Below are 25351 nucleotides of genomic sequence, written 5' to 3' on the forward strand. Positions count from 1 at the left end.
CGGGCAACACCCCCGGCCTCCATGGTCACCCTCCGCGCAGGCGGTGCCACACCGCCAGCGCGGCGTCATAAGGCAGCGCCGGCACCTCCCGCAGCCGCCAGCGCAAGTCGCTGAATCCCGGCCCCGGCGCCGCCGCTCGCCCCCGCGCGACCGGCAGCCCCATCAGCCGCAGCAGCACCGCGCAGCGCCGCAGGTGATACCCGGAAGAAACCGGGTGCACCGCCTCCGCCCGTCCCCACAGCATCGCCGCCACGGCGCGTGCGGAGGACAGCGTATCCGTCCCCGTCGGCTCTTCCAGGATGCGCGCCGGGTCGATTCCCCAGTCCCGCAGAAGCTTCGCCATCACGGCGGACTCGGCCGGCCCGTGCTGCCCCTGTCCGCCGGTCGGCACGAAGATCACATCGCCCCCCAGCGCCTCGCCCAGTTCCACGGCGGCGGTCACGCGCCGCCGCATCGTCTCGCTGGGGCGGCTGTCGGGGCGCACCGCCGCGCCGAAAATCACGATGGCCCGGGTCACAGGAAAAAGGCCGGGGGAACGCATCCCCCCGGCCCCCCTTCTATTTCTGCCGGCGCCCTGCCGGCACCGCTCTGCCCGGAAGCCCTCATGTCCGGCGCGGCGCGGCGATCAGCAGGCGATTCATCGGTCCCATCGCCGCGATCACCGCCACCATGTCCTTCTGCACCTGCGCCGGGCTCGCGCCCCCCGCCTCCACCTCGCGCGCGATCTCCGCGAAGCTCCGCTTCCCATCCACGCGCGAAAGAATCGCGGCCGCCAGCGGCGGCATCGGCAGCACCACGCGGATCCCATCGAAACTCACCGGCAGGCTCCCGCCCCGAACCCCCTTGGCCACGGTCGGCCCGTCATGGGACCGCAGCACCGGCACGGCGGAAGGATCCTCCCAATCCGCCTTCACCTCCGGATCCTCGGCCCGCCTCAGATAGACGATGTGCACGCCCATATTCCCGGCCAGCGACTCCGCCAGCGCCGCGCGCTCGATCATGCTCATCCCCGCGGTGCGTGCCCGCAGCTTCGGGTCCGGCAGCAGCGGATCGGGATCATAGCGCAGCGGCTCCACCAGGCAGGCGATCCGCATCCCCGCCCCTTCCACCAGTTCCACCAGCTGCGGCACCGTGAAGGCCACGTCGCGCGGATTCAGCAGCAGGTCGTACAGCCCCGGATCGCCCCCGCCCTGCGGCAGCGGCAAATGATCGGTGATCCACGGATTTTTCCGCAGCCAGGCCGTCTCCGGCAGGTGCCGCATCACCCGCTTGCCGATATCGACGCGCGCCGCGGGTGGCTCCCCGGGGGGGGCCAGCCGCCGCAGCGCATCCTGCAGCATGTACACGCCCGTTCGCCCATGCGGCGCATAGACCATGATCCCCATGCCGCCGCCCGGCGCCAGCATGCCGACCAGGTTCCGCAACCCCGCCGCCGGATCGGGCAGGTGATGCAGCACGCCGCAGCAATCGACGTAATCGAACTTGCCGAGATCCGGCAGATCCAGGATCGACCCCTCCACGAAGCGGAGATTGGTCAGCCCCCGCACCGCCGCCCGCGCCTCCGCCACCTTCCGCGCCGCGCCGGACCGGTCCAGCCACACCACCTCACCCGGCCGCCCGGCCCAGGCCAGCTGCTGCGCCAGCATGATCGCCCCGTCCCCGGTTCCGCCTCCGGCCACCAGCGCCCGCAGGGGCTGCTCCGCCGGCCGCTTCGAACCGAAGATCCAGTGATCCACCTCCAGCAGATGCGAAGGGCTGCCGACGATCAGCCGCTTCGCCTCGTCCCGCGGGTCCCGGGCGGGATAGGGAAGCGCCTCGTACTGGGCGGCAAGTTGGGCGTCGGTCGCGTCCTGCATGGCCGGGGGAATAGGGCCGCCGCCTTCCCGTGCCAATTGTCGCGCGCCGCCGCGTCCGATTCGTGCCATTCCGGAACCGCCGAAGCCGCCCTGGGCGTAACGGGCAACCCCGTTACTATTCATGAGACGAATACACTGTATCCACGCCCCCATATGGAGCGGGCCTGGGTCGGGGACTATATCACCCCCAACAAGACGACGACGATGAACGCCGCCGCCAAGCATACTAAGGCAATAAAAACATGTTTTCCGTAAATCTTTCCCGCGCCCTTCGGACACTTGGCCTCGCCGCTGCCCTGATGAGCCCGCTGGCTGCCGGCCATGCCTTCGCTGATGGCGAGTACATCGCCGGCCCGACCGCGGTTGGTTCCTGGGCGCAGGCCCATCCCGAGAGCCGCACCCCGCTGGCCGGCCAGTCCGCACGCACCCAGGGCGAAGCCGCCCTCGAGTCCCTCGAGCAGAGCGGTGCCACCGGCGCTGGCGGTCAGCACGCCTGATCATCCCCCGACGGCGCTGAAAAGCCCCCCACAGCGCTGAAGCCGAAAGGGCCACCGGCAATGCCGGTGGCCCTTTTTGCGTGGGGAGGTCCGCACCACCCTACCAGAAGAGCGGACCAAACCTCCCGGCGGGTTCGCCCTAGAGCAAACCCTCCTTCGTCGCATTCACCGGCTTATCTTCCCGAAGCGCCCGCTTCTGCCGCCGCAACTGCTTGGCGACCCGCTCCAGCGCCGAGGCAAAGGCCGTATAGGCATTGCGCGCATGCTCGCCATGCCCGTCGAAAAACAGCCCGCGCCCCACATGCACCCGGACATTGCAGCCGAAGCCGACACCCTTTCCGCCCGGCGAGAAGGTGGCGGTGATATCCTCGGCACCGTTGAAATACTTGGCCGAGAGCCGGGAAAGCTGCTCCGTCGCGTGCGTCCGCAACGCCTCTCCGACATCCGTCTGATGGCCCGATATGATGATCCGGCCTTCGCGCGAGGTGTCCACACCTTCAGGAGCCGCCATTCATTTCCCTCCACAAGACAACAGGTGGATGGGTTAAACGCGCATCCGGCCAAGGCGTTGTCCCGAGCCCAGCCAGGCTCCGCCCCTATCGGCCCGGGCTGCCCGCTCCGGAACCGGGAGGCCAGGCCCCCAGCGTGCCTAAAGGAACGCGTCCGTGCCGGTCATGATGGCGATCTCGTCCGCCAGGGTCGCATTGACGAGCTGAAGCCCCTTATCGGTCAGCCCGACATTCACCCGGCGCTGATCCTCGCCATGGCTGTATCGGGTGACCAGCCCCGCGCTCTCTAACCCCGCCAGCTTCCGCAGAGCCGTGCTTTGCGGCGCCCCCGAAGAGATGCAGACCGCCGAAACGGAGATATGCCCCCCCTCCGCCCGGACGGCCGCGAGGTCCAGGAGCATGTCCCAGGCCGGCCACTCGAATACCTCTCCCTCCGGCGTGCGGCGCCGCCGCGCCCGGAGCTTCAGCACCTTCTTCAGGCCGTCTGCGAAGCCCTGCCCCTCACCCGGGCTGGCCGCCTGGGGCTGGGGCACCGACCCTTCCCGTGGCTGCCGGCTGAACGCCTCGAAAAGCTGCTGCGAGGTGCGCGACAGCTCCTGAAGCAGTGCGACCTGTTCAGCACTGAGCCCGCTGCCGGGCTCCGGGTCCCGGCGCGACCCGGAACGCTCGGCCCCTGGATCGGAGGAGTCGGAGGTGGACATTAGGACAACACCTTGGTCGGGAAAGGATACACCGCACAGGCAGGACAACGGAGCCTGACCCGCCCCAATCACGGCCGCGTGAGTGAGTGGGCGACGCATGACATCACGCATTCGTGACTTCAAGGAAAATCTGCATGGGCCACTCGGGTAGCTCCCCGCTGTGGCAGATCTGAGGTGTTCGCAACCGCAAGGACGCCGCAATTCGCCCCAATCGGGCCGCCATGGGCAGGGCCAGCCTCGCGACGCTGTCGGGCTTTCTTCCGTCCGGGCGGGATTAAGATTACTTTCCCAACCTTCCAATGGACGGGCAGACCCTGGGCCAGAAGCTCCGTACCCCCCCCCCAGAGGGAAGCCGGTGCCAGGCCGATGTAGCCCAAGCCAGGCGCAACAATTTCTTAGGCCGGTTCGCGGCGCCTTGGCCCCACACCGAGCGGCCCCATGGGGGGAGACGGCCGGTTCCGTCAGGATGCTGAAGCGGATGCACCACCCCGCAGGCGCGCGCTGAAGCGGCGTGGGGCCAATTGGATCCGCCGCGCCTGCCACCCCGGCCCACTCTGCCGGTGCCCTGAGCCGCTGCGCCGGCCGGCAGCACTCGCCCATACGGTGGGCCAGGATAAGCTCCCGCTATGTCCAATGCCGGATTACACGCTCCACGAACCCACAGCCGCCGATCAGCGGCGGCCGAGCAGGCGGCCGCGGGGCTCAGGCTGGAACGGCTGCGGGCCATCGCCAGCGCCGTGAATGCCGGTGGCGACATTGAGACCATCCTGGATCGGGTGCTGCTGGCGGTGTGCCGAGGAGAGCCCTGGCCAAGAGGGGGGATCATGGCCATCAACCGGCAGAGCGGCTTTTCGGAAATGGTCACCGGCTACGACCCGGACGGGTTGCACCCAGGCCGGCCCCGCCGCTGGGCACTGGCGACCAGCCCCGCGCCGCTGGTCGCCGAGACGCGCCGGCCCATGGTGATCGAGGACGCCCAGCGCTCCGAGGATTTTCCGGGCTATCAGGAGGATGCCCGGACCCGCGGCTATCGAACCGTCGTCCTGCTTCCCCTCGGCTGCACCAATGCCGAGGAGCACGAGATGGTGCTCTCCCTCCACACACGCGAGCGGACGAAGGTAACGGAGGAGGAACTCGACTTCCTCACGACGGTCGCCCATCTGGTCGCCCTGGCCGTGCAGAAGGTCAAACATCTCCAGCGCGAACAGCGGCAGAGCGAACGGCTACGGCGTGTGCTGGAGGCCGGGGCCGGCCTGATGGAGTTGGTGCTGGAAGGGGCATCGCTCTCGGTTGTGGCGGGGATGACGGCAGCCATCCTGCCGCACCCCGTATTGATCCTGGATTTCGTCACCGGAGAAGCCCTGGCCCGTGGCTCCCCCCTGCCCGAGGCACTGGACGACCGCGATTGGCGCGAACTGGTCCAGGGTGCGGCAGGCCCGGTGCTGGCCGGCCTGGCGGAAGGCGCGGCGCCGGGAGAGGTGGTGTCGCTGGACCTCTCCTCCTTCGGCTTGCCCCGCGGATTGTCGGTCGTCGTTGAGCCTTTGCGGGTAGAGGGCGAAACGGCCGGCCTGCTGCTGATCTTCCCGCGAGAGGGCGTGATGGACAGCCTGGACCGGGTGGCCGCCCAGGAGGTGCGCTTCGCGCTCGGCGCCCAGGTCATGCGTCACCATGCCGAGGCGAAATGGGCGGCACGGGACCTGTCGGAGTTCCTGGAGGCACTCTTCCGAACCGGTGCCGCAGATCCAGCACGGATCAAGGCGCGGGCGACCCGCCTCGGATTGGATCTCGGCTGTCCGACACGGCTGCTGTCCATCGCCCTGCCCCGGCGTGGCGGAGTATCCGCGGAGGTGCGGCGCCTGGTCGCTGGCAGCCTCGCCCGCGCTTTGCCAGGCGCTGTCGCCATCGAGCAGGGCGAGGCCGTTGCGGTGCTTGTACCCGAATCCTCCGGCCCCGTGTCCGACGCGGTGCTGGCCCGGCTGCTCGTGGCGCCGATCCGGGCCCGCTGGGGCGTGCGGCCCGTGGTGGCCTGCGGGCCGGTCTGCACCGCGCCGGGACATTACGGCCCAGCCTGGGCGGAATGCGGGCGGGTGCTGGACCTCGCGCGGATGTTCGGGCGCGATGGGCTGGTGCGGCAGGAGGATTTCGGTCCCTCCGCCCTGCTGCTCTCAGCCTTGGATGGCGCGCTGGTCCACGCCTTCGTGGAAGGCACGCTAGGGCCTTTGCGCCGGCACGAGGCCCAATATGGCGGCGGGTTGCTGGAAACCGCCACCATCTTCATCGACGAAGCCTGCCGCTACCAGGCCACGGCCGAGCGACTGGGCATCCATGTCTCCACCCTGCGCTACCGGCTGCGGCGGCTGGAGGAACTTTTCGGGCTGAATCTGGAGGATGCGGAGGCGCGGTTCCGCCTCTCCCTCGCTGTGCGACTGACAGCGCTCGGCTCCGCCTCCTACGAATCCTAGGATGACCTGCCTGCGTCGTCCTAGGAAACGGTGGATGCATCAGGCTTCGGCCACGTGCCACGCTCTGCCCATGCAACAGGTCCCGCCCGGCTCCCCGCGCCCTCTGACGCGCCGCCCGCCGCGCGGCGCCTGAGGGAGGACCAAGCCCATGCCGCAACGCCGGATGCATCTTGTTGCCTATCTGAAGACCGGCCCGACCGCGATGCATGTGGGCGGCTGGCGGCACCCGGAATCCACCCTGGACGACATTCTGAAGCCCAGCCGCTACGAGCACATCGCGCGGGTTCTGGAAGCGGCTTGCTTCGATGCCTGCTTCTTCGCCGACCTCTTCGGCCTCTACGATGTGCATGGCGGCAGCTACGACGCCTATCTCCGCCGTGGCGGCCAGATCAGCTTCCTCGATCCCACCGTGGTGCTGCCGGTCATGGCCGCGGCCACACGCCATCTCGGCCTCGGCGCCACCCTCTCCACCAGCTTCCACACCGCCTATCACCTGGCCCGCTGGCTCGGATCGCTGGATGTGATGAGCGGCGGGCGCGTCGCCTGGAACGTCGTCACCTCGGCCACCGACCTGGAGGCCCGCAACGCCGGGATGGACGAACTTCCGCCCAAGGAGCTGCGCTACGACCGGGCGGACGAGGTGCTGGAGGCCTGCTTCGCGCTCTGGGAAGGCTGGGACCCGGATGCGCTGGTGCTGGACAAGAAGGCCGGCCTGCTCGCCGATCCCGCCAAGGTCCGATACGCGAATTACGAGGGGCGCTGGATCAGGACGCGCGGCCCGCTCTCCATTCCCCGCTCCCCGCAGGGCCGCCCCGTCATCATGCAGGCCGGCTCCTCCGACCGGGGCCGTGACTTCGCCGCGCGCTGGGCCGAGGTGATCTTCACCACCCAGCGCGACGTGGCGGACATGCGCGCCTTCCGCGAGGATATCCATGCCCGCATGGCCGCCCGTGGCCGCCCGCCGGAGGATTGCGCCATCCTCCCCGGCATCTCCGTGGTGATCGGCGAGACCGAGAGCATCGCCCGCGAGCGCGCGGATTACCTGAACAGCCTGATCGATCCCGAGCTGAGCCTGGCCTCCTCATCCTCGGGCCTGGGTGCGGATCTCTCCAAGCTGCCCGACGGCAAGTCCCTGGCGGAGCTGCCCCAGGGCAACCAGGGCATGCAGGGCACGGCGGACCTGCTGGCCCAGGCCATGAAGGCCGAAGGGCTCAGCCTGAAGGAGGCCGCGACCAGGCGCGGACAGGGCCGCGAAATCGTCGGCACGCCCGAGATGGTCGCCGACCGGCTGGAAGCCATCTTCACCGCCGGCGCCTGCGACGGCTTCGTCCTGGCCCCGACCATGTTCCCCGGCATGTTCGAGCAGTTCGCCCGCGCCGTGGTGCCGGAGCTGCAACGCCGAGGCCTGTTCCGCACGCAGTATGATGGCCGCACCCTGCGGGATAACCTGCGTGCCGGCTGATCGCCAGACGCGATTGAAGAGAGGAGCGACACCATGACGGGTTCCCTGATCCGCCCGACGCGCCGTGGGCTTCTGGGCGCGACCGCCCTGGCGGCAGGGGCGCTCGCACGGCCCGCCCTGGCACAGAGCCTGCGCGGCACCACCCTGGTCTTCGCCAGCTGGGGCGGGGCTTATCAGGAAGCCCAGAAGATCTGTTACTGCGATCCCTTCGCCGCCGAGACGGGAGCCCGGGTAGTGCAGGACGGCCCGATGAACACCGCCCGCTTTCGCACGATGGTCGAGAGCGGCACGCCCGACTGGGACGTGGCGGACATCACCATCAACACGCTGTTCTCCGGCGCGCAGGAGAACATGTTCGAGAAGATCGACACCTCGATCGTCAATACCAGCCGGATCGCCCCGCAATTCGTGCATGAATACGGCATCGGCTGCATCGCCTGGTCCTACAACCTGGCCTACAACACCCGCACCTTCCCTGCCGGCCGTCGCCCCACCGGCTGGGCGGATCTCTTCGACACGCGCAAATTCCCGGGCAAGCGCACCATGCTGGACCAGCCCGTCGCCAATCTGGAAGCGGCGCTGATGGCCGACGGCGTGGCACCGGCCGATCTCTATCCGCTGGACGTGGAGCGCGCGCTGCGCAAGATCGACAGCATCAAGGCCCAGACAGTTTTCTGGACCACCAACTCCCAATCCCAGCAGCTCTTCGTGGACGAAGAGGTGAGCGTCGGCATCATCCTGAATGGCCGCGCCTATGACGCCTCGAAAAAAGGCGCCGATATCGGGATCGCCTGGGAGGGCAACATCCAGTCGGTGGATTACCTCGTCGTTCCCCGCGGCAGCCGCCACAAGGCCGCGGCGATGAAGCTGATCGACACCATGACCAAGGCCGAGAACCAGTCGAAGCTGGCGAACATGATCGCCTATTCGCCGACCAACCCGGCCGCCTTCGCCAGTATCGAACCCGCCCTCGCTCCCTGGCTCTCCACCTCCCCGGAAAATGCACAGCGCGGCTTCGTCATCAACGCGGAATGGTGGCGCCAGAACGAGCGGCGGATGATGGAGCGCTGGGCCGCCTGGAAACTCGCCTGATGGCGGCGCGCCGCTCCTTCGATTGGGCACCCTGGGCGCTGCTGCTGCCTGCCCTGCTGGTGATGCTCGTCGCCTTCGCCGTGCCGGTGGGCATGCTGCTGGCGCGCGCCTTCACCCAGCCGGAACCGGGATGGCAGAACTTCGCCCTGCTCTGGGAGCGGCCCGTCTACCTTCAGGTGCTGGGCAACACGGTGATGATCAGCGCGGCGGCCACGCCCGTGGCGCTGCTCCTCGGCTATCCGGTGGCCCATGCCATGGCGCATGGCTCGGCACGCACGCGGCGGCTGCTCACCTTTCTCGTGCTGGTGCCCTTCTGGACAAGCCTGCTGGTGCGCAGCTTCGCCACCGTCATCCTGCTGCAGCGGCGCGGGCCGCTGAACACGCTGCTGATGAATATCGGACTGATCGATGCGCCCCTGCCGCTGATCTACAACCTGACAGGCGTGCTGCTCGGTGCCGTGCAGACGCTGCTGCCCTTTGTGATCTTCCCGCTGTACAGCTCGATGAAGCGCATCGATCCCAGCCTGATGTCGGCAGCGCTGACCATGGGTGCCGGGCCGATGCGCGCCTTCCTGCGGGTCTACCTTCCGCTGAGCCTGCCGGGGCTGATGACGGGCGCGACCTTCGTCTTCATCAGCATGCTCGGCTACTTCGTAATCCCCGCGCTGCTGGGCGGGCCACGCCAGACCATGGTGGGGCAGCTCATCCAGGATCAGATCTCCCAGCTCGGCAGCTGGGGCGTGGCAGGGGCGCTCTCCTTCGTGCTGCTGGCCATCACGGCCGGCGTGCTGGGCCTGCTGCACTGGCTGGTCGGGCTGAGGGCCGTGGCACGGTGAGGGGCGACGGAATGGGCTTCTGGCGCGTCCTCCGCGCCCTGGTCTGCGCCATCGTGGCCATCTACCTGCTGGCGCCGCTGGTCGTGGTGATCATCATCTCCTTCAGCTCCGCCTCCTTCCTGCGCTTCCCGCCGCCCGGCTACTCCTGGCGCTGGTACGCCAACCTGCTGAACGACCCGGCCTGGATGGACGCAATCAACGTCAGCCTGCACGTGCTCGTGCCGGCTGCCATCCTCTCCACCGCGCTCGGCACCGCCGCGGCCATGGCTCTGGTGCGTGGCCGCGTCCTTGGCGCGGGCGTGATCGGCGCCTTCCTCATGACGCCCATGGTGGTGCCGAGCATCATCACCGCCGCCGGGCTTTACATCGTCTATCGCGGCCTGGGCCTGAACGGCACGCTGACGGGAATGGTGATCGGCCACGTCATCGTCACGCTTCCTTATGTCTTCGCCACCGTCGCCTCGGCCCTGCGCTCGCTCGACCCGCAACTGGAGGCAGCGGCCGCAACGCTGGGCGCCAACCCGGCCGCCGCCTTCCGCCGCATCACCCTGCCGCTCCTGGCGCCGGCCGTACTCTCCTCGCTTCTCTTCGCCATGGTGCTGTCCTTCGATGAGCTGATCATCTCGCTCTTCGTCGGCTCCGCCCGGCTGCGCACGGTCCCCGTGCAGATGTGGTCCAACATCCGCGGCGATTTCGACCCGACGGTTGCCGCCATTGCCTCCCTTTGCTTCCTCGTCGCCCTGATCGCCCTCGCCCTGGAGGCGCTGCTGCGCCGTCGTAACGGAGACCGCGAATGACCCCGCCCCAGCCGGGCACGCTTCTGGAACTGCGCGGTATCCGCAAGCATTACGGTCGCCAGGCCGCGGTGGATAATGTCAGCCTGGAACTGCGGCAGGGCGAGTTTCTCACCTTCCTCGGCCCCTCCGGCTCCGGGAAGACCACCACACTGATGATGGTGGCGGGTCTGCAGCAGCCGGATAGCGGCCAGATCATCCTGGCCGGGAAGCCCGTGGACCGGCTGCCGCCCTATCGCCGCGACATCGGCATGGTCTTCCAGCACTACGCTCTTTTCCCGCATATGACGGTGCGGCGGAACGTCGCCTTCCCGCTGGAAATGCGCGGCACGCCAAAGGCCGAGGCGGAACGCCTTGTCAGCGCGGCCCTGGCCATGGTCGGCCTGCCGAACCATGGGGACCGCCTGCCGCGCCAGCTCTCCGGCGGCCAGCAGCAGCGCGTGGCCCTGGCCCGCGCCATGGTCTACCGCCCCGCCCTGCTGCTGATGGACGAGCCGCTGGGCGCGCTGGACAAGGCGCTGCGCGAGCAGCTCCAGCTCGAGATCAAGCGGCTGCACCGGGAACAGCGCATGTCCGTGCTCTACGTCACGCATGACCAGTCCGAGGCGCTGACGATGAGCGACCGCATCGCCGTCTTCAACCAGGGCCGTATCGAGCAGATCGGCACGCCATCGGACCTCTATGAGCGGCCCGCCAGCCGCTTCGTCGCCGGCTTCGTGGGGGAGACGAACTTCCTCCCCGCCGAGATGCTGGAGCGGGACGGAGAAGCCTGCCGCGTCTCCGTCGCGGGCGTGCCCATGCCGGTTTCCACCCGCTTCTCCGCCGCACCGGGTGCAGGCGTCACCCTGGCGATCCGCCCCGAACGCCTGCGCCTCTCCACCGATGGTCATGGCGTGCCGGCCGAGCTGGTGGACCTGATCTATCTCGGCAATGCGCGCCGCTTCGTGCTGCGGATGCCGGGTGGGGAGGAATGGTCGGCCCTGATGCAGGCCGAGGCAGCGGAGGCGACGGCGCTGCGCCCTGGCGATACCGTGCGGCTCTCCTGGAACCTGGCCCACGCCACCGCCTTCCCGGCCTGATACGGTCCGACCTCGGCCGAATTCCAGGTCGGAGCCATTGGCGCCGCCATGGTGGCCGGGACTGCCGCTGCAGATGGAGCTGGCATCAAGGAAAACGGTATGGCGGAATCTGGAACACGGTCCTGGTGAACGGGTAACCCAGCGGCCGGCATCAGGGTCAGGCGCTTAGGATCCCGGCGAGCCCCGATGGCCGCTCGGGCTGGCATAGAATGGCATCCTGTCGGCGGGGGCCCTCAGAGCCCTTGGCATTCAATGATGCTGGGGCGTGGAGGTAAGCGGAAAGGCAATCTGGCAGAGGACACCGCCGGGCTCGTACTGCACATCGATCTTCCCGCGAAGATCATGCCTGATGCAGCGCTCCATCAGGCGCGACCCGAAGCCACGGTGGCTTGGCGGAAGCACGCGCGGGCCACCCTGTTCGGCCCATTGGATCACGAGTTCCTGTTCCGCCCCGTCCCGGATCTCCCAGCGAACCAGCACGGCTCCGGCCGGATTTGAAAGCGCCCCGTATTTCGCCGCATTGGTGACGAGTTCATGGAGCGCCATCGTCAGACTAAGCGCCTCGCGCGGGTTGAGGTCGACAGCCGGTCCTTCCGTCCGCGCGCGGTCTCCGGCATCGGCGAAGGGCGCCACGATATCCCGGAGCAGACCCTGAAGGGATGCCCCCGCCCAGTTCCGGTGCGTCAGAAGGTCATGGGCCTTGGCCAGCGCGATCACCCTGGCTTGGAACGATGCCGAAAAATCCTCGAGCCCATGGGCGTGCCGGGCCGTCTGCGCGGCCAGCGACTGCACCGTCGCCAGGGTATTCTTCACCCGGTGGTTCAGCTCGTTGATCAGAACTCTCTGCCGGGCTTCCGCCTCCTTACGGTTCGTGATGTCCACGAGCATGTTGATGGCGCCCACGACCCGGCCCTCCGGATCATAAAGCGGCGTGGGGTAGGCCATGAACGGCACAAGGCTGCCATCGGGCCGCTCCGCGATGGCCTCGCCGCCGCGAATGGCCTGCCCCTCCTTCACAGCGATCGCCATAGGGCACTCATCATGTGCCATGGGCCTGCCATCGGGCCAGCGCAGGCGCCAGGTGACGCACCACTGGTCACTTCCGATCTCGGGCTTTCGCCCCGCCAGCTCGACAGCCGCCTGATTATAGAAGGTGATCCGCCCCTCGGCGTCGGTGGTGTAGACCGCGGCCGGCATCGCCTCCAGGAGTACACGCAGACGCCGCTCGCTCTCGCGGAGCTCGTCCTGCATCCGCTTGCGGTCCGTTACGTCCTGAATCACCCGCACGCCGTACTGGAAGCTACCCTCCGCATCGCGGACGGATGAGCAGAACACGTCGAGATGAACCAGGGAGCCGTTGCCCCTCAGCGCGCGCTTCTGGACGGCATAGTTCGCGAGCTCACCCCGGACCAGCCGGGCATGAAAAGCCGCCTCTCCATCCCGGTCGCCTTCGTGGGTGATCTCCAGGAGATTCGCGCCCAGCAGCTTCTCGCGTGGCCGCCCGAGGATTTTGCAAAGGGCGTCGTTCACGCGCAGGTAGCGCCCGACCTGATCAACCTCCGCGATGCCAACGGTCGCCGCCTCGTAAGTGGCTGCCAGCCGCATCTCGCTCTCACGCCGCGCAATCTCCGCCTCCCGGAGGTCGGTCACATCGGTCGTGAAGCAGCGCGTGCTGATGAACTTGCCATCTTCAAAACGGCCATTCGACGTGATCAGCACGTGCCTGATCGAGCCGTCCCTGGCCCGGAGCCGGGCCGGATACCGGTTGAGCTGGACGCCACTGGACAGCCGGCTGAGAATGTCCTGGATCACGGGCTGGTCGACGTGAAACTCCGTGATATGCCGCCCGACATATTCCTCGGCCGGGTAGCCCAGAAGATCCAGTTCAGCCTTGTTGGCCCGACAGATGACTCCCTCTCCGTCCACGATATGGAGTCCGACCGCGCTGTTCTCGAAGAAGTCCTCCAGATCCCTGTTTCGGCGCAGGAGTTCCTCTTCCATGGTCCGTCGGGCGGAAACATCCTGAAAGCAGTTGATCGCGCCCTGGATCTCTCCCTGGTGATCCCGCAGCGGACGTATGTTGACCAGAGCAGTGATCCGGGAGCCGTCCGGCCTCTCTATCATCACTTCCGCGTTGCGCGTCACTGTCCCGGCCAGCACGGCCTCGGCCATCGGGCACTCGGCATGGGGAAGTAGCGTCCCATCAAGCAGGTACAGGCGCTTCGAGCCGCAGAAGAGGATCGTCCCTCCCTCCAGCCGCGGCGCTTGCCCCCAAAGCTGCGCCGCCTCGGAATTATAGCGGACCACACAACCATCCCGGTCACACAGGTAAACGGCACCAGGGATTGCTTCGAGCGCGGCGGGTTCGGCGGCCAGCAGCGCCTCGTACTCCGTCGGGCGGTACCCGAGGGCGGGCAACTGCTCAACATCGGACATGGTTTGCCTCCGGCTGCACACCGCCAGACCCAGGCTGCGTCAGAGGCACCAACCGGCAAGGCATCAGCCGATATCCTATCCTCTCCGTTCGCCCTGACCAAGCGATCGGCTTCAAAGGAAGCCATGCCCGCCAGTGGCTCGGCACAACGGCCCGAAGCTCCAGTCTCCGCCTATTATAGCCGCTGCCAGCTCAATGTGGGAACAATCGCTGGTAGAGCCATCGCCCCGCACCACCCGCTGCGCGAGCCGCCACCAGCGCCCAGCCGGCCTGTTATAAGGCAGCCAGGGCGGCACGCCCCAGACAATTCGCAGCATAAGCCCAGCGCCGCCGGACCACGTCGCACCTTCTTGGAATCTCCTTCCGGCCATGCCCGCCCCCACCCCCAGGCTCCGGAATCCGTGAAGAAGACACCGGACATGCGACTCTGGCGGTTGAAGCGGGGCCGCCCTGGGGACTATCTGCGGGGCCATGATCCGTCCGACCCTCGCTGCCCTGGCCCTCTCCGCCCTGCTCCCAGCCGCCACCCCGGCCTCCGCCCAGCAGCGCGGCGCCCAGCCGGCCCAGGCGAGCGGCCCACAGCGCCTCGGCACCTTCGGGGAATGGACCGCCGCCACCCATCAGGAAGGCGCCGGCAAGGTCTGCTACGCCTTCACCCGCATGGAAGGCCGCAACAACGCCCTCCTCACCGTCACCCACCGCCCCCAGGGCCGTGACCAGGTCGCCCTCCGCATCGGCCGCGCCTTCCCAAGAAATGCCGAGGTGAAGGTTGACGTCGGCAGCAACGATCTCGATTTCTACACCGCCGGCGACAATGCCTTCGCCCGAGACGGCCGCGCCGCCGTCGCCGCCTTCCGCGGCGGCCGCGAAGCCGTCGCCAAGAGCCCGGCCGCCAACAAGCGCACCACCACCGAAACCTTCTCCCTCTCCGGCTTCACCGCCGCCTATGAGGCGATCTCACGAGAGTGCCCACCCGGCCGATGAACGCCCACACCCCCATTGCCCCAGCGGAACCGAAGGTTCTCGCCTCCTCCCCCGTCGACACGCTGACGGAAGCCGAGCGCACCCGCATCCTCGCCAAATCCGCCCTCTTCGCCCCCCCGGCGCAGACGGATGAGCAAGGCCGCCGCGACCTCGTCGGCCTCTCCCGTGAGGAACTGACCCAGGCCGTCGTCGAATTCGGCGAAAAACCCTTCCGCGCCAAGCAGATCTGGCACTGGATCTACTTCCAGGGCGCCCGCGACTTCGCCCAGATGTCCAGCATCGCCAAGCCGATGCAGGCGAAGCTGGCCGAACGCTTCACCATCGGCCGCCCCGGCGTCACCACCGAACAGACCAGCACCGACGGCACCCGCAAGTGGCTCTTCCAGATGCGGGACAAGCAGCAGGTCGAAACCGTCTACATCCCCGAGGAAGACCGCGGCGCCGTCTGCATCTCCACCCAGGTCGGCTGCACCCTCTCCTGCCGCTTCTGCCACACCGGCACCCAGAAGCTCGTCCGCAATCTCTCGGCTGGTGAAATCATCGGCCAGTTCATGGCCGCCCGTGATTCCTACGGCGAATGGCCCACCCCCCAATCCGAAACGAGGATGCTCTCCAACATCGTCGTCATGGGCATGGGCGAGCCCCTCTATAACTACGAGAACATCGCGACGGCCCTGAAGATCGCCATGGACAATGAGGGCATCGCCCTCTCCCGCCGCCGCATCACCCTCTCCACCTCGGGCGTCGTCCCCATGATGGACCGCGCGGGCGCCGAACTCGGCGTCAACCTCGCCGTCTCCCTCCACGCGGTCACCGACGAACTCCGCGACGAGATTGTCCCCCTGAACCGCAAATACCCCATCAAGGAACTGCTCGCGGCCTGCCACCGCTACCCCGGCGCCTCCAACGCCCGCCGCATCACCTTCGAATACGTCATGCTCGACGGCATCAATGACTCGGAAGCCGAGGCCCGCGAACTCGTCCGCCTCCTCCACGGCCTCCCGGCGAAGGTGAACCTCATCCCCTTCAACCCCTGGCCGGGCTCGCCCTACGCCACCTCGAAGCGCGCCCAGATCGAACGCTTCGCCAACATCCTGAACGACGCCGGCTACTCGAGCCCCGTCCGCCGCCCCCGTGGCAAGGACATCATGGCCGCCTGCGGCCAGCTCAAGACCGAAAGCGAGCGCGCCCGGAAAACCGCCACCCCCGCGGCATAAAAAAAAGCCGGGGGAACGTATTCCCCCGGACCCCAATGCATTTTTATCGTTCTCTATAACCAAACGGGGAACACCCGCGCGCCAATCCGGCGCCGGTGTGCGAGGTGGAACCGGCAGAGGCCCTACAAACGCTCTCGCCAAACCGGTTTCGAGTGCTTGGGCGCTCGCAACCAGTAAGCAAGATCACGCAGCAAAAGCGTTAGCCCCTGCATCTCGGACAGCCTTCCTCCCGGAACGCCTTCAGAACGTCCCAAAAATCATATTTATACAATTCCGCTGGGAGGAAAGATCTCGTTCAAGTGAACGAGCATGACAATTCCGTGTGCTGAAACCATCACACATCTCAATTCCCGCACACCCCACCCAAACCACACACCCCCCAACCCCGTTCCGCCAGACGGCACCACGGGGAACAAACTTGGCCGAAACCCGCTTCGTCGCCCTGGTCATCGTCGCGGTCGCCCTTCTCCTCGCCCTCGCGCGCCTGACCCGCACGCCCCCCTCCATCATCTGGTTCGCGGGCGGCCTCGCCTCCGTCCTCCTCCCCGGCCCCATCCCAACACTCCGGGTGGACCCCCTCATCGTCCTCGGCCTCATCCTCCCGCCCCTCCTCTACGCGGGCGTCTCCTCCCTCCCCCCTTCCCTCCTCCAGCGCGCCGCCTGGCGCGGCGTCGCCATGGGCGCAGCCTGGACCCTCGCCCTCACCGCCGCCTGCGGCTACGCCGCCCACCTCCTCCTCCCCGGCCTGGACCCCGTCGCCTGCATGGCCATCGGCGTCGCCGCCGCCGTCGCCGAACCCCGCGTCCTCGCCGAATCCGGCCTCGACAAACGCATGCCCCAGGCCATCAGCGACGCTTTCTCCGCCCAGCTCGCCTCCGCCCCCCTCCTCGGCGTCTCCCTCTCCATCTTCACGGCCAGATCCGTCGGCGGCCCCTTCCCGGGCCTCCCCGCCATCGCCGCCACCCTCGCCTACGACACCGTCATCGGCACCGCCGCCGGCATCGCCCTCGGCTACGCCTTCGCCACCCTTCGCCGCCGGCTGAACGCCCCCCAGGCCGAAACCGCCCTCTCCCTCGCCACCCCCTTCGCCGCCAGCGCACTCGGCGAATGGATCGGCGCCTCCCCCATCGGCCCCCTCATCGGCGCCGGCCTCGTCATCGCCTGGTGCCACGCGCAGGATGAGCGAACCGGCCTCTGCATCGCCTCCCCCGCCTCCCGCCAACTCACCAGCGATCTCTGGAAAGCCCTGGACGCGATCCTCACCGGCGCCCTCTTCTTCCTCATGGGCCGCGCCCTGCCCGAAGCCCTCGCCGGCGCGAAGTCCCTGCCCTGGACCACCCTCGCCACCACCGCCCTGGCCCTCATGATCCTCTGCTGGGCCGTCCAGTTCGCCCTCTCCTGGGCCGCCCTCGCCCACCCCGCCTCGCCCCGCATCCCCTGCGCGGATGGCGGCTGCATCCCCCCTTGGCGAGGCGCCGCCCTCATGGCCGGCAGCGCCGGCCGCAGCGTCGTCGCCCTCGCCGTCGCCCTTGCCGTCCCCATCACCACCCCGGACGGAGAGCCCTATCTGGCGCGGGACGCGGTGGTGGCCGTGGTGGCGCTGATGGTGGTGGCCGCGGCCGCGCTGCAATGGGTCGGGGTGCCGGGGTTGGTGAGGTGGGTGCGGCCGGGGGTGGAGGAGCGGGCGGGGTAGGAATGTGGCCCGCGGGAGGCGCCGCCTCCCGCACCCTCCACCGGGGAATTTTGGGCACTTGTCCTGTCGTTAGCAGATGTTTCGCTGGTAATTATCCGCACTGAACTTGGCTATTGCCCAGCGATCTTCCCCAACTAGCCGCCAGCGACAGACCCTTCAGCTTTAAGATACTCTTTGTTGTAGATTTTATTTTCTAGCCCGTTCCTAAACGAGCGCATCAACGCCAACACATTGTCGACCAAGGTGTCTATTTCTTCAGAACCGACCGGAGTATCTTGCCCGTGGGCAATTTCGTTTCTGCGCTTCAAGACTATCCTATCTATAAAGTCATCATGATCTTTGAAGAGAAGGCTGTAATCCAGACCACACACAAGACAAAGTTCTTCGAGAACCTGTGAATTGAGGTTAGATCGTGTATCTATGAGTTTTTTGTCGATTCGCGCAAAGCGGTAGTCGCCACCGAACAATATGTCTTCAAGCAGCGCCGACCTCTGCTTCACTCCTGCCCCCGAACTGGCAATTGCAGCCAGTCGCGGGATGAAGTGATTAATGTGGAGCTGCCTTTCGAGAAGATGCAGGCTAATTTTCCGAATCGTTATGAACTGAAAGTATTTTTCTACGATAAATTTAATGTGCCCTTCCCAATGCGCATACAGAATTGCTACAAGCGCCCTTAACAGCACCGCCTGTTGTTTTGGCGCGGCATCCAAAATTGCATCTTTTAAAGAGGATATCTCAAAAATGCGCCAAGTAAAGTCTTGTTCAAATTCGGCCGATAGGTCTGCTTCTCGATAGACCTTGGTCACGGGTTGAACCATTCGTTTCCAAAGGTGATGGTTTTCTGAATTCGTGTAGTACCCCGCATACCTTGCGAAAGGTTCGCGACAGGCTCTCGCCAGAAGTCGGAGACTTTTCCCCGCACAAATTCTTGAGGATCGGGCAGCGCCAAAATTTCGTTGATATTTTTACCAATTCCGACAGCAATGCTTTCAAATGCAACGAGAGTTACTCGCCCGGAGTGAGTGCCCGCCGTGATACGGCGAAGTGCATTCCCTCCAAAAACTCCTCGAAGGAGCTTAAAAGTTTCGGAAAAACGATAACGTGCTTCTACTTGTTCATTAGCAACCGCCAGCTTCAATATTCCGTTATCAATATACTCCTCAACATCTAGCCTTCCATCATACTCGACGTAGTTATGCACCAAGAACCTCGCGGCATACTCCATATGTCTCTGGCGCTCGATCTGGTCTTCCGTAGCCGCGACCACTGTACGAAAGTCGTCTATTTCAGCGAGATTTTGCATAAAGTTAAAGTAAGCCTCATTTACCATAATAACGATGCAGTTTCGGAGTTCTTGTGCATTCGCCTGTGTACCGCCAGCGTTGAGGCGCTGAAATAAGTCGTATTTTGTATTATTGTCGCTGGGGCGCTTCAGAATCTCCACACCGATCCGAGCGCGCCGAATAGTAAGCTGATAGCTTTTGTCGAGCTCCACCTGTTCCTCGAGAGGAACGTCCGTTACCCTGTCGGACTTTTCCCATACGACGTTGTGCAAGGAAGGAAGGTACTTCGTCGCTTCCAAGACAGATGGGGGGTATTCCGTACCTGCTTTGGTGTCCTTGAGTATTCCCATAAATTCCAGAACAGTTGAGATTCGCTGCAAGCCGTCGATTAGTTCCCATCTAGCGTCCTCAGTTTCGAAGACAAAGATCGAAGGAATGGGTATTCCAAGAAGGAGAGATTCGATCAGCTTAGATTTCTGGCTATCATTCCAACTAAAAAGACGTTGAAAGTTTGGATTTATTACAAGGTCGCCCTCTCTATACATACTCACCACCTCGCCAATCGACATCTGATAGGCATCGGTTCTTACTGCGCGCTGTGCGCTTTCGACTTCTTGCTTGAGCATGCTCGAGGCTCCGACGCGTAGGTATGATTACTCTACAGTCAGTCCGCGGCAGCAAAGGGTCAATGACCATCCGACAGAAAGCCCGCTAGCCCGGGCTGGAGAACCGCAGATACAACACTTGGGTTAGCCATATATTGACATGAGGAATTTTTTCCCGTACGGGATGGAGGTATTGTTGGAGGTCAACATGCCCTACGCCGCCTTCCAACTCACCTCTCCGCAGCCCTGGGCCCCTCTCACCAACGACCAGTGGGTCGCCCTGCTTCCCTACGTCCTCCCCCGCTCCCCCCAAGGCCGCCGCATCGCCGACCTCCGCACCCGCATGGACGCGATCTTTCACCTCGCCTCCACCCCCGGCCACCCCTGGCGCGAACTCCCTGCCCAGTACGGCAAGCCCGACACCGTCGCCCGCTTCTTCCGCCGCCTCACCCATGCCGGCCTCTGGCACCGCCTCCTCCAGGCCCTCCGCGAATGCGGCCCCAAGCACCCCCTCCGCACCCTCGAATACGCCATCTGCCGCGCCACACGCCGCGCCGCACGCCTCGGCGGCATGGCCCTCCTCCTCCTCATCCGCCGCCTGGACCTCCGCTCCGCCCTCAACGGCCCGCCCTGGCTCCTCCCCAACCCCCTTTTGTCCGAAATGCTCGCCCGCTGCCCCCCGCCGCCCCTCGCGCCCACAAAATCGGCGATCGAGGCAGCCCGGCAGCACCTGAAAAGCCTCACCTGGCTCCAGAAAGCCGCCCTCGGCCGCAAATCCATGCCCCGCGTGGTCCGGTTCGGCTGGCCGTGAGACTGGAGGCGCAACCCAGGCAGCGCGGGTGGGGCGGGACGATGCTGCGCATCGCCCTGGTGGCGCGCCAGCCATCCCCAATGGGCGACAGCGCTTCGCGCCGCGCTGAAGACGATGCTTTGCATCGCTTCGGCTTGCTCGCCCAGCGCCGCTGCGGCAAACCCCGCCCCACGGCGGAACGCGCGGCGCTCCTGCCCCGGCGGCGCGCGCCCACGCCCCCGCCAGGGCGGCATGCATCGGCCTTCCAGCCCTTGCGGAACGCGCAAGCGTCCTCGCAAACCCTTCCGGAAGGTTCCCCGCAATGCGCGTGAAAGACGTGAAGAAGGTTGTCCTCGCCTACTCCGGCGGCCTCGACACCTCCGTCATCCTCAAATGGCTCCAGACCACCTATAATGCGGAGGTCGTGACCTTCACCGCCGATCTCGGCCAGGGTGAGGAACTCGGCCCGGCCCGGGACAAGGCCCGCCTCCTCGGCATCAAGGACGAGAACATCTTCATGGACGACCTGCGTGAGGAATTCACGCGGGACTTCGTCTTCCCGATGTTCCGCATGAACGCCCAGTATGAAGGCTGCTACCTCCTCGGCACCTCCATCGCCCGCCCCCTCATCGCGAAGCGCCAGATCGAGATCGCGGAAAAGGTCGGGGCCGATGCCGTCTCCCACGGCGCCACCGGCAAGGGCAACGACCAGGTCCGGTTCGAAATCGCCTACTACGCCCTCAAGCCCGACGTGAAGGTCATCGCCCCCTGGCGCGAATGGGACCTCACCTCCCGCACCCGCCTCATCCAGTTCGCGGAAGAACACCAGATCCCCATCGCCAAGGACAAGCGCGGCGAAAGCCCCTTCTCCGTGGACGCCAACCTCCTCCACAGCAGCTCCGAAGGTAAGGTCCTCGAGGAGCCCTGGGACGAGCCCCCCGAGATCGTCTGGCAGCGCACCGTCTCCCCCGTCGATGCCCCCGACAAGGTTACGGAAATCGTCATCCGGTTCGAGCGTGGCGACGCCGTTGCCATCAACGACGAAGCCATGTCCCCCGCCACCCTGCTCACCCGCCTCAACGCGCTGGGCAAGGAAAACGGCATCGGCCGGCTGGATCTCGTGGAAAACCGCTTCGTCGGCATGAAGTCCCGCGGCGCCTACGAAACCCCCGGCGGCACCATCCTCCACACCGCCCACCGCGCCATCGAATCCATCACGCTCGACCGAGAGGCCGCCCACCTCAAGGACAGCCTGATGCCCCGCTACGCGGAGCTGATCTACAACGGCTTCTGGTTCGCCCCGGAACGCCGCATGATCCAGGCGATGGTCGATGCCTCCCAGGCCAGCGTCACCGGTGAAGTCCGCCTGAAGCTCTACAAGGGCAACGTGATCGTCACCGGCCGCCGCAGCCCCAACAGCCTCTACTCGATGAAGCACGTCACCTTCGAGGAAGACCAGGGCGCCTACGACCAGTTCGACGCCCAGGGCTTCATCAAGCTGAACGCCCTCCGCCTCCGCCTCGGCGCCATGGCCGGCCGCAAGGGCGGAGCCCTCTGAGCATGCCACCCGCCGTGTCGCGGGCCGCCGCCGTCACATTCGTGACGGCGGTTGGGCTCGGCATTGCCTTCTGGCCGCAATTCTCAACCGGCTTCTTCCATTTCACCTCGGATCGGCTGGACGGCCTGATCGCCGCCGCCATCCACGAGCACTGGTACGCCTTCTTCACCGGCACGGCAGAGGCCTGGAACAAGGTCTTCTACTTCCATCCCTGGCCGAACACCCTGGCCATGAACGATGGCTATCTGCTGCACGGCATCCTGCATGCCGCCCTGCGCGCCGCCGGCTTGCCCCCACTTCTCTCCGCCGATATCGCGGGCATCATCCTCAAGGCGATGATCGCGCCCGCCATCTATCTCATCGCGCGCCGGCACCTCGCCATGCCCGTGGCCGCGGCGCTTCTCGCGGCGCTGCTGGCCATCTCCGCCGGAAATCTTCTTCTCGCCACGGCCCATGCCCAGTTCTTCGCCGTCGGCCCCGCCACCATTTGCGGCCTGCTCACCCTTGAGGCCAGCGCCGCCCTGCGCGCGGGCCAGCCCCGCCGCGCCCTCGCCACGGGTGTACCGGCTGCGATCCTGGCCGGCCTTTTGTTGATGACATCCTTCTACGTTACCTACGTGATGCTGGCCGTCATCGCCCTCGCCTTGTTCCTGGACTTGGTCCTCCGCGCCCTGGCGAGGCAGCCCGTGCTGCCGTCCGGCCACAGCTGGATTGCGCCCACCCTGGTCATCGCCCTCGTGGGTGCCGTCTCTTTCGTGCCGGCCCTGATACTCTACATTCCCCAGATTCGTGCCGGCGGTCTGCACGACGTCAACAACGCCATGGCCTATGCCATGACGCCCGATGGCCTGCTGGATCCCGGCATCCGCAGCCCGCTATGGGCCTGGACCAATCCCGGCCCCACCACCACGCCGGACGGGCCGCACGGCTATGGCCCGCTGGTCCTGATTGCCACTCTTCTCGGCACGGCAACGGCAATCTGGCGTGCGTTCCGTCCCGGCCCCCACCAGGCCGCGGCGCGGCATATCGCGGCCTTCGGCATCGTGGTGCTTGGCCTGTTGCTGCTCATCACCAACTGGTGGGGCCACTGGGCTTGGCTGCAGGTCTGGAAGACGGTCCCGGGCATGGGTGCGTTTCGCGTCGTCTCCCGCTGGTCGCTGCTGGTCTCGCCGGTGGTGATGCTGATCGTGACATGGTGGCTCGCCACCCTTGGCCCGCGTCTCGGCCGCATCCTGCCAGCGCTGCTCGGCGCTCTGCTGTTGGCCGAGCAACTCGTCCCCGCTTATCGCGGCGCAGACCGCCGGGCCGAGGAAGCACGCCTCACCGCCATTCCTCCGCCCCCCGCTGATTGCCGCGTTTTTATCGCCACTCGCCCGAGAGAGGGCGTGGTTAGGGACTACGTGCTTGGGATCTACAGCCACAACGTGGATGCGATGATGGCGGCAAGCGTCCTGCGCCTGCCTACCATCAACGGCTTTTCCACCTTCAACCCGTCCGGCTGGGACCTAGCGGACCCGAGCAGCCGCATTTATCCCGAGCGCGCCATGGCTGAGGCGGCGCGACACAACCTGACCCCCTGCGGCCTCAATTTCGAATCGCTGCGCTGGAGTCCCACGGGCCGCCCCTTCGAGGGGGTCCCGCCGCTTCCGCGAACGCTCCCACTCGAACGGAATACCCTCATCGCCGTCAATGCCTCCACGCCCGCCGTCCGGGACGTTCTGGGCACAGGGTGGTCCGTTCTCGAAGGCACAGGCATCTGGACCCTCGGGGCACGAGCCCACATGCTCATCCCGATTCCGGAAGACATGAAAGACGGTACGCTCCGCCTTCAGGGCGTCGGCTTCGCGCGTGGGACGCCATACCAAGATGTCCAACCCGTTCTTCGCTCTGGCGCGAAGCCGGAGCAGCGGATACCGCTCCAAGGTAACGGCACGATCGAAATCCCTTTCACATCGGACGATCTGCAGGACGGGTTGCTGGACGTGGTGCTTGTTATCAAGGCCCCTGCGGCGCCAGCAGATCCAGGCCAGTCGGGTGACCACCGCGTGCTGGGCTTCTTTTTGCGTAGCATCCAGGTTCTCTGAGCCACCGCCTGACAGCTTTCATGGCACGGCCAACCTTCCGACGCGTTCTCAAAGCCGAAGTTTTCAGGACGCGTGGAAACCGGCTGCCCCAGCCAGCCTGCACAATGGACTGGCCGAGGACCACGAGATCAAGGAAGCGGCGCGCAGCGCTGCCTATTTGGAGCAGCGGAAATTCGGTGGAGCAGACGGCGTCTGCCTGCGCCGGGTCCTCGGCCCAATTTATCTCAAGAGCACCGGCAACAGCGCATCCAGCCGCAGCCGCCCTTCCATCGTCGCCTGCAACCGCCCATCCGGCAGCCAGCGCAGATACCCTTCCTCCATCAGCGCATCGAGCATCGCGCGATCCACAACCGCGTCGAATCCCAGCCCGCTGCGCGCCGTGATCCGCGCGGGATCGACACCCTCCGCAAGCCGCAGCCCCATCAGCATCGCCTCGCGCCCGCGCTCCACCGGCGTCAGCGCCTCTTCCTCCACGCGCGCATGCCCGTCGCGTTCCACGCGCTCCAGCCAGATTTCCGGCGCCCGGTGCCGGCGCGCTGCCAGCACCTCGCCATCCACCATCAGCCGTTGATGCGCCCCGGCCCCGATGCCGAGGTAATCGCCATACCGCCAGTAAGCCAGGTTGTGCCGGCTCTCCGCACCCGGCTTGGCATAGTTGCTCACCTCATAGGGCAGCAGCCCGAACCGCCCTGCCTCCTCCACCGTTGCGGCATAAAGCGCCGCCGCCTCATCCCCCTCCGGCAACCGGAACGCTCCGCGCGCATACTCCGTCGCGAAGCGCGTCCCCGGCTCAACAGTCAGCTGGTAGAGCGACAGGTGATCCGCAGCCAGCGACAGCGCCCGCCGCAGCTCCTCGCGCCAAGCTGCCTCACCCTGCCCCGGCCGGGCATAGATCAGGTCGAAGGACAGCCGCGGAAACGTCGCGCGCGCATGCTCCAGCGCCGCCACCGCCTCCCCCGCAGAATGGTTCCGCCCCAGGAAGCCCAGGGACCCCGCATCCAGCGCCTGCACGCCCAGCGAAAGCCGGTTCACCCCCGCCTCCCGGAAGGCCCGCAGCTTCCCGGCCTCCACGCTGGTCGGATTGGCCTCCAGCGTCACCTCCAGATCCGGCTCCGCCTCGAACAGGGCGCCGGCGCGCTCGATCAGCGCCCCCACCACCTCCGGCGGCATGAGGGATGGCGTGCCCCCGCCGAAGAAGATCGAGGCCAGCCTCCGCCGACCTGCCCGCGCCGCCTCATGCTCCAGCTCCGCCAGCAGCGCGCGCCCATGGCGGGCCGCGTCCACTCCGGGGCGGACATGGGAGTTGAAATCGCAATACGGGCACTTGGCGGCGCAGAACGGCCAGTGGATGTAAAGGGCCAGCGGCTCCGCCGTCTGCACGGCGGCCGGGGCCAGGGTCGGTGTATCGGTCACGC

General features: G+C 66.5%; 21 protein-coding genes. 13 read left to right on the forward strand and 8 right to left on the reverse strand.

Annotation, left to right across the window (positions count from 1 at the left end; genetic code table 11):
• Positions 1-25: 25 nt before the first annotated feature.
• Positions 26-541 (reverse strand): YdcF family protein, encoded by a 516-nt coding sequence (locus tag ACO1BU_RS12625; protein ID WP_424136304.1) that lies wholly within the window; start codon positions 539-541, stop codon positions 26-28.
• 61 nt (positions 542-602) lie between these two features.
• On the reverse strand, positions 603-1856 hold the full coding sequence (locus tag ACO1BU_RS12630) for a class I SAM-dependent methyltransferase (protein WP_424136305.1): 1254 nt from the start codon (positions 1854-1856) through the stop codon (positions 603-605).
• 242 nt (positions 1857-2098) lie between these two features.
• Here ACO1BU_RS12630 and ACO1BU_RS12635 point away from each other — a divergent pair, with 242 nt between their 5' ends.
• Complete coding sequence (locus ACO1BU_RS12635; protein ID WP_424136306.1) at positions 2099-2353, forward strand: hypothetical protein; 255 nt, start codon at positions 2099-2101, stop codon at positions 2351-2353.
• A 139-nt stretch (positions 2354-2492) separates the two neighbouring features.
• On the opposite strand, the gene ACO1BU_RS12640 is transcribed toward ACO1BU_RS12635, so the two are convergent.
• Positions 2493-2864, reverse strand: coding sequence for an HPF/RaiA family ribosome-associated protein (locus ACO1BU_RS12640; RefSeq protein WP_424136307.1), 372 nt, complete (start codon positions 2862-2864; stop codon positions 2493-2495).
• 138 nt (positions 2865-3002) lie between these two features.
• Complete coding sequence (locus ACO1BU_RS12645) at positions 3003-3563, reverse strand: hypothetical protein (RefSeq protein WP_424136308.1); 561 nt, start codon at positions 3561-3563, stop codon at positions 3003-3005.
• 626 nt (positions 3564-4189) lie between these two features.
• On the opposite strand from ACO1BU_RS12645, the gene ACO1BU_RS12650 reads away from it, so the two are divergent.
• The 6 genes from ACO1BU_RS12650 to ACO1BU_RS12675 all read left to right on the forward strand — a co-directional run bounded on the left by ACO1BU_RS12650 (position 4190) and on the right by ACO1BU_RS12675 (position 11288).
• Positions 4190-6025: a helix-turn-helix domain-containing protein gene (locus tag ACO1BU_RS12650; RefSeq protein WP_424136309.1), complete on the forward strand. Its 1836-nt coding sequence runs from the start codon at positions 4190-4192 to the stop codon at positions 6023-6025.
• A gap of 148 nt (positions 6026-6173) precedes the next feature.
• Positions 6174-7487: an LLM class flavin-dependent oxidoreductase gene (locus tag ACO1BU_RS12655; protein WP_424136310.1), complete on the forward strand. Its 1314-nt coding sequence runs from the start codon at positions 6174-6176 to the stop codon at positions 7485-7487.
• Positions 7488-7520: 33 nt separating this feature from the next.
• Complete coding sequence (locus ACO1BU_RS12660; RefSeq protein WP_424136311.1) at positions 7521-8579, forward strand: ABC transporter substrate-binding protein; 1059 nt, start codon at positions 7521-7523, stop codon at positions 8577-8579.
• The gene (locus tag ACO1BU_RS12665; RefSeq protein WP_424136312.1) at positions 8579-9415 is read left to right on the forward strand and encodes an ABC transporter permease; all 837 of its coding nucleotides are present in this window, start codon (positions 8579-8581) and stop codon (positions 9413-9415) included. Before ACO1BU_RS12660 ends, ACO1BU_RS12665 begins: the two co-directional genes overlap by 1 nt.
• Positions 9416-9426: 11 nt before the next feature.
• Positions 9427-10212, forward strand: coding sequence for an ABC transporter permease (locus ACO1BU_RS12670; RefSeq protein WP_424136313.1), 786 nt, complete (start codon positions 9427-9429; stop codon positions 10210-10212).
• Positions 10209-11288 carry an ABC transporter ATP-binding protein gene (locus ACO1BU_RS12675; protein WP_424136314.1) on the forward strand — a complete coding sequence of 360 codons (1080 nt, stop codon included), beginning with the start codon at positions 10209-10211 and terminating at the stop codon, positions 11286-11288. Before ACO1BU_RS12670 ends, ACO1BU_RS12675 begins: the two co-directional genes overlap by 4 nt.
• 249 nt (positions 11289-11537) lie before the next feature.
• On the opposite strand, the gene ACO1BU_RS12680 is transcribed toward ACO1BU_RS12675, so the two are convergent.
• Entirely contained in the window at positions 11538-13724 is a 2187-nt protein-coding gene (locus tag ACO1BU_RS12680) for a PAS domain-containing sensor histidine kinase (RefSeq protein ID WP_424136315.1), read from the reverse strand.
• 469 nt (positions 13725-14193) lie between these two features.
• On the opposite strand from ACO1BU_RS12680, the gene ACO1BU_RS12685 reads away from it, so the two are divergent.
• The 3 genes from ACO1BU_RS12685 (at position 14194) to ACO1BU_RS12695 (ending at position 17616) form a co-directional block, all read left to right on the forward strand.
• On the forward strand, positions 14194-14706 hold the full coding sequence (locus ACO1BU_RS12685) for an invasion associated locus B family protein (RefSeq protein ID WP_424136316.1): 513 nt from the start codon (positions 14194-14196) through the stop codon (positions 14704-14706).
• Entirely contained in the window at positions 14703-15923 is a 1221-nt protein-coding gene (rlmN, locus tag ACO1BU_RS12690) for a dual-specificity RNA methyltransferase RlmN (RefSeq protein WP_424136317.1), read from the forward strand. Before ACO1BU_RS12685 ends, rlmN begins: the two co-directional genes overlap by 4 nt.
• Before the next feature lie 418 nt (positions 15924-16341).
• Positions 16342-17616 (forward strand): cation:proton antiporter domain-containing protein, encoded by a 1275-nt coding sequence (locus tag ACO1BU_RS12695; protein WP_424136318.1) that lies wholly within the window; start codon positions 16342-16344, stop codon positions 17614-17616.
• Positions 17617-17750: 134 nt separating this feature from the next.
• Here ACO1BU_RS12695 and ACO1BU_RS12700 read toward each other — a convergent pair whose 3' ends face one another.
• Both ACO1BU_RS12700 and ACO1BU_RS12705 read right to left on the reverse strand, forming a co-directional pair.
• The gene (locus tag ACO1BU_RS12700) at positions 17751-18422 is read right to left on the reverse strand and encodes an MAE_28990/MAE_18760 family HEPN-like nuclease (protein WP_424136319.1); all 672 of its coding nucleotides are present in this window, start codon (positions 18420-18422) and stop codon (positions 17751-17753) included.
• Complete coding sequence (locus ACO1BU_RS12705; protein ID WP_424136320.1) at positions 18419-19525, reverse strand: GmrSD restriction endonuclease domain-containing protein; 1107 nt, start codon at positions 19523-19525, stop codon at positions 18419-18421. Before ACO1BU_RS12705 ends, ACO1BU_RS12700 begins: the two co-directional genes overlap by 4 nt.
• 187 nt (positions 19526-19712) lie before the next feature.
• On the opposite strand from ACO1BU_RS12705, the gene ACO1BU_RS12710 reads away from it, so the two are divergent.
• From ACO1BU_RS12710 to ACO1BU_RS12720, 3 genes are all read left to right on the forward strand, one after another.
• Positions 19713-20315, forward strand: coding sequence for a transposase (locus tag ACO1BU_RS12710; RefSeq protein WP_424136321.1), 603 nt, complete (start codon positions 19713-19715; stop codon positions 20313-20315).
• A gap of 301 nt (positions 20316-20616) precedes the next feature.
• Positions 20617-21852: an argininosuccinate synthase gene (locus ACO1BU_RS12715; protein ID WP_424136322.1), complete on the forward strand. Its 1236-nt coding sequence runs from the start codon at positions 20617-20619 to the stop codon at positions 21850-21852.
• Positions 21853-21854: 2 nt separating this feature from the next.
• The gene (locus ACO1BU_RS12720) at positions 21855-23936 is read left to right on the forward strand and encodes a hypothetical protein (protein ID WP_424136323.1); all 2082 of its coding nucleotides are present in this window, start codon (positions 21855-21857) and stop codon (positions 23934-23936) included.
• Positions 23937-24155: 219 nt separating this feature from the next.
• Here the strand turns inward: ACO1BU_RS12720 and hemW are convergent, their stop codons facing one another.
• Entirely contained in the window at positions 24156-25349 is a 1194-nt protein-coding gene (gene hemW, locus ACO1BU_RS12725) for a radical SAM family heme chaperone HemW (protein WP_424136324.1), read from the reverse strand.
• Positions 25350-25351 lie beyond the last annotated feature (2 nt).

It is taken from the genome of Roseomonas chloroacetimidivorans (genome assembly GCF_049629625.1).
GTDB lineage: Bacteria > Pseudomonadota > Alphaproteobacteria > Acetobacterales > Acetobacteraceae > Roseomonas > Roseomonas chloroacetimidivorans.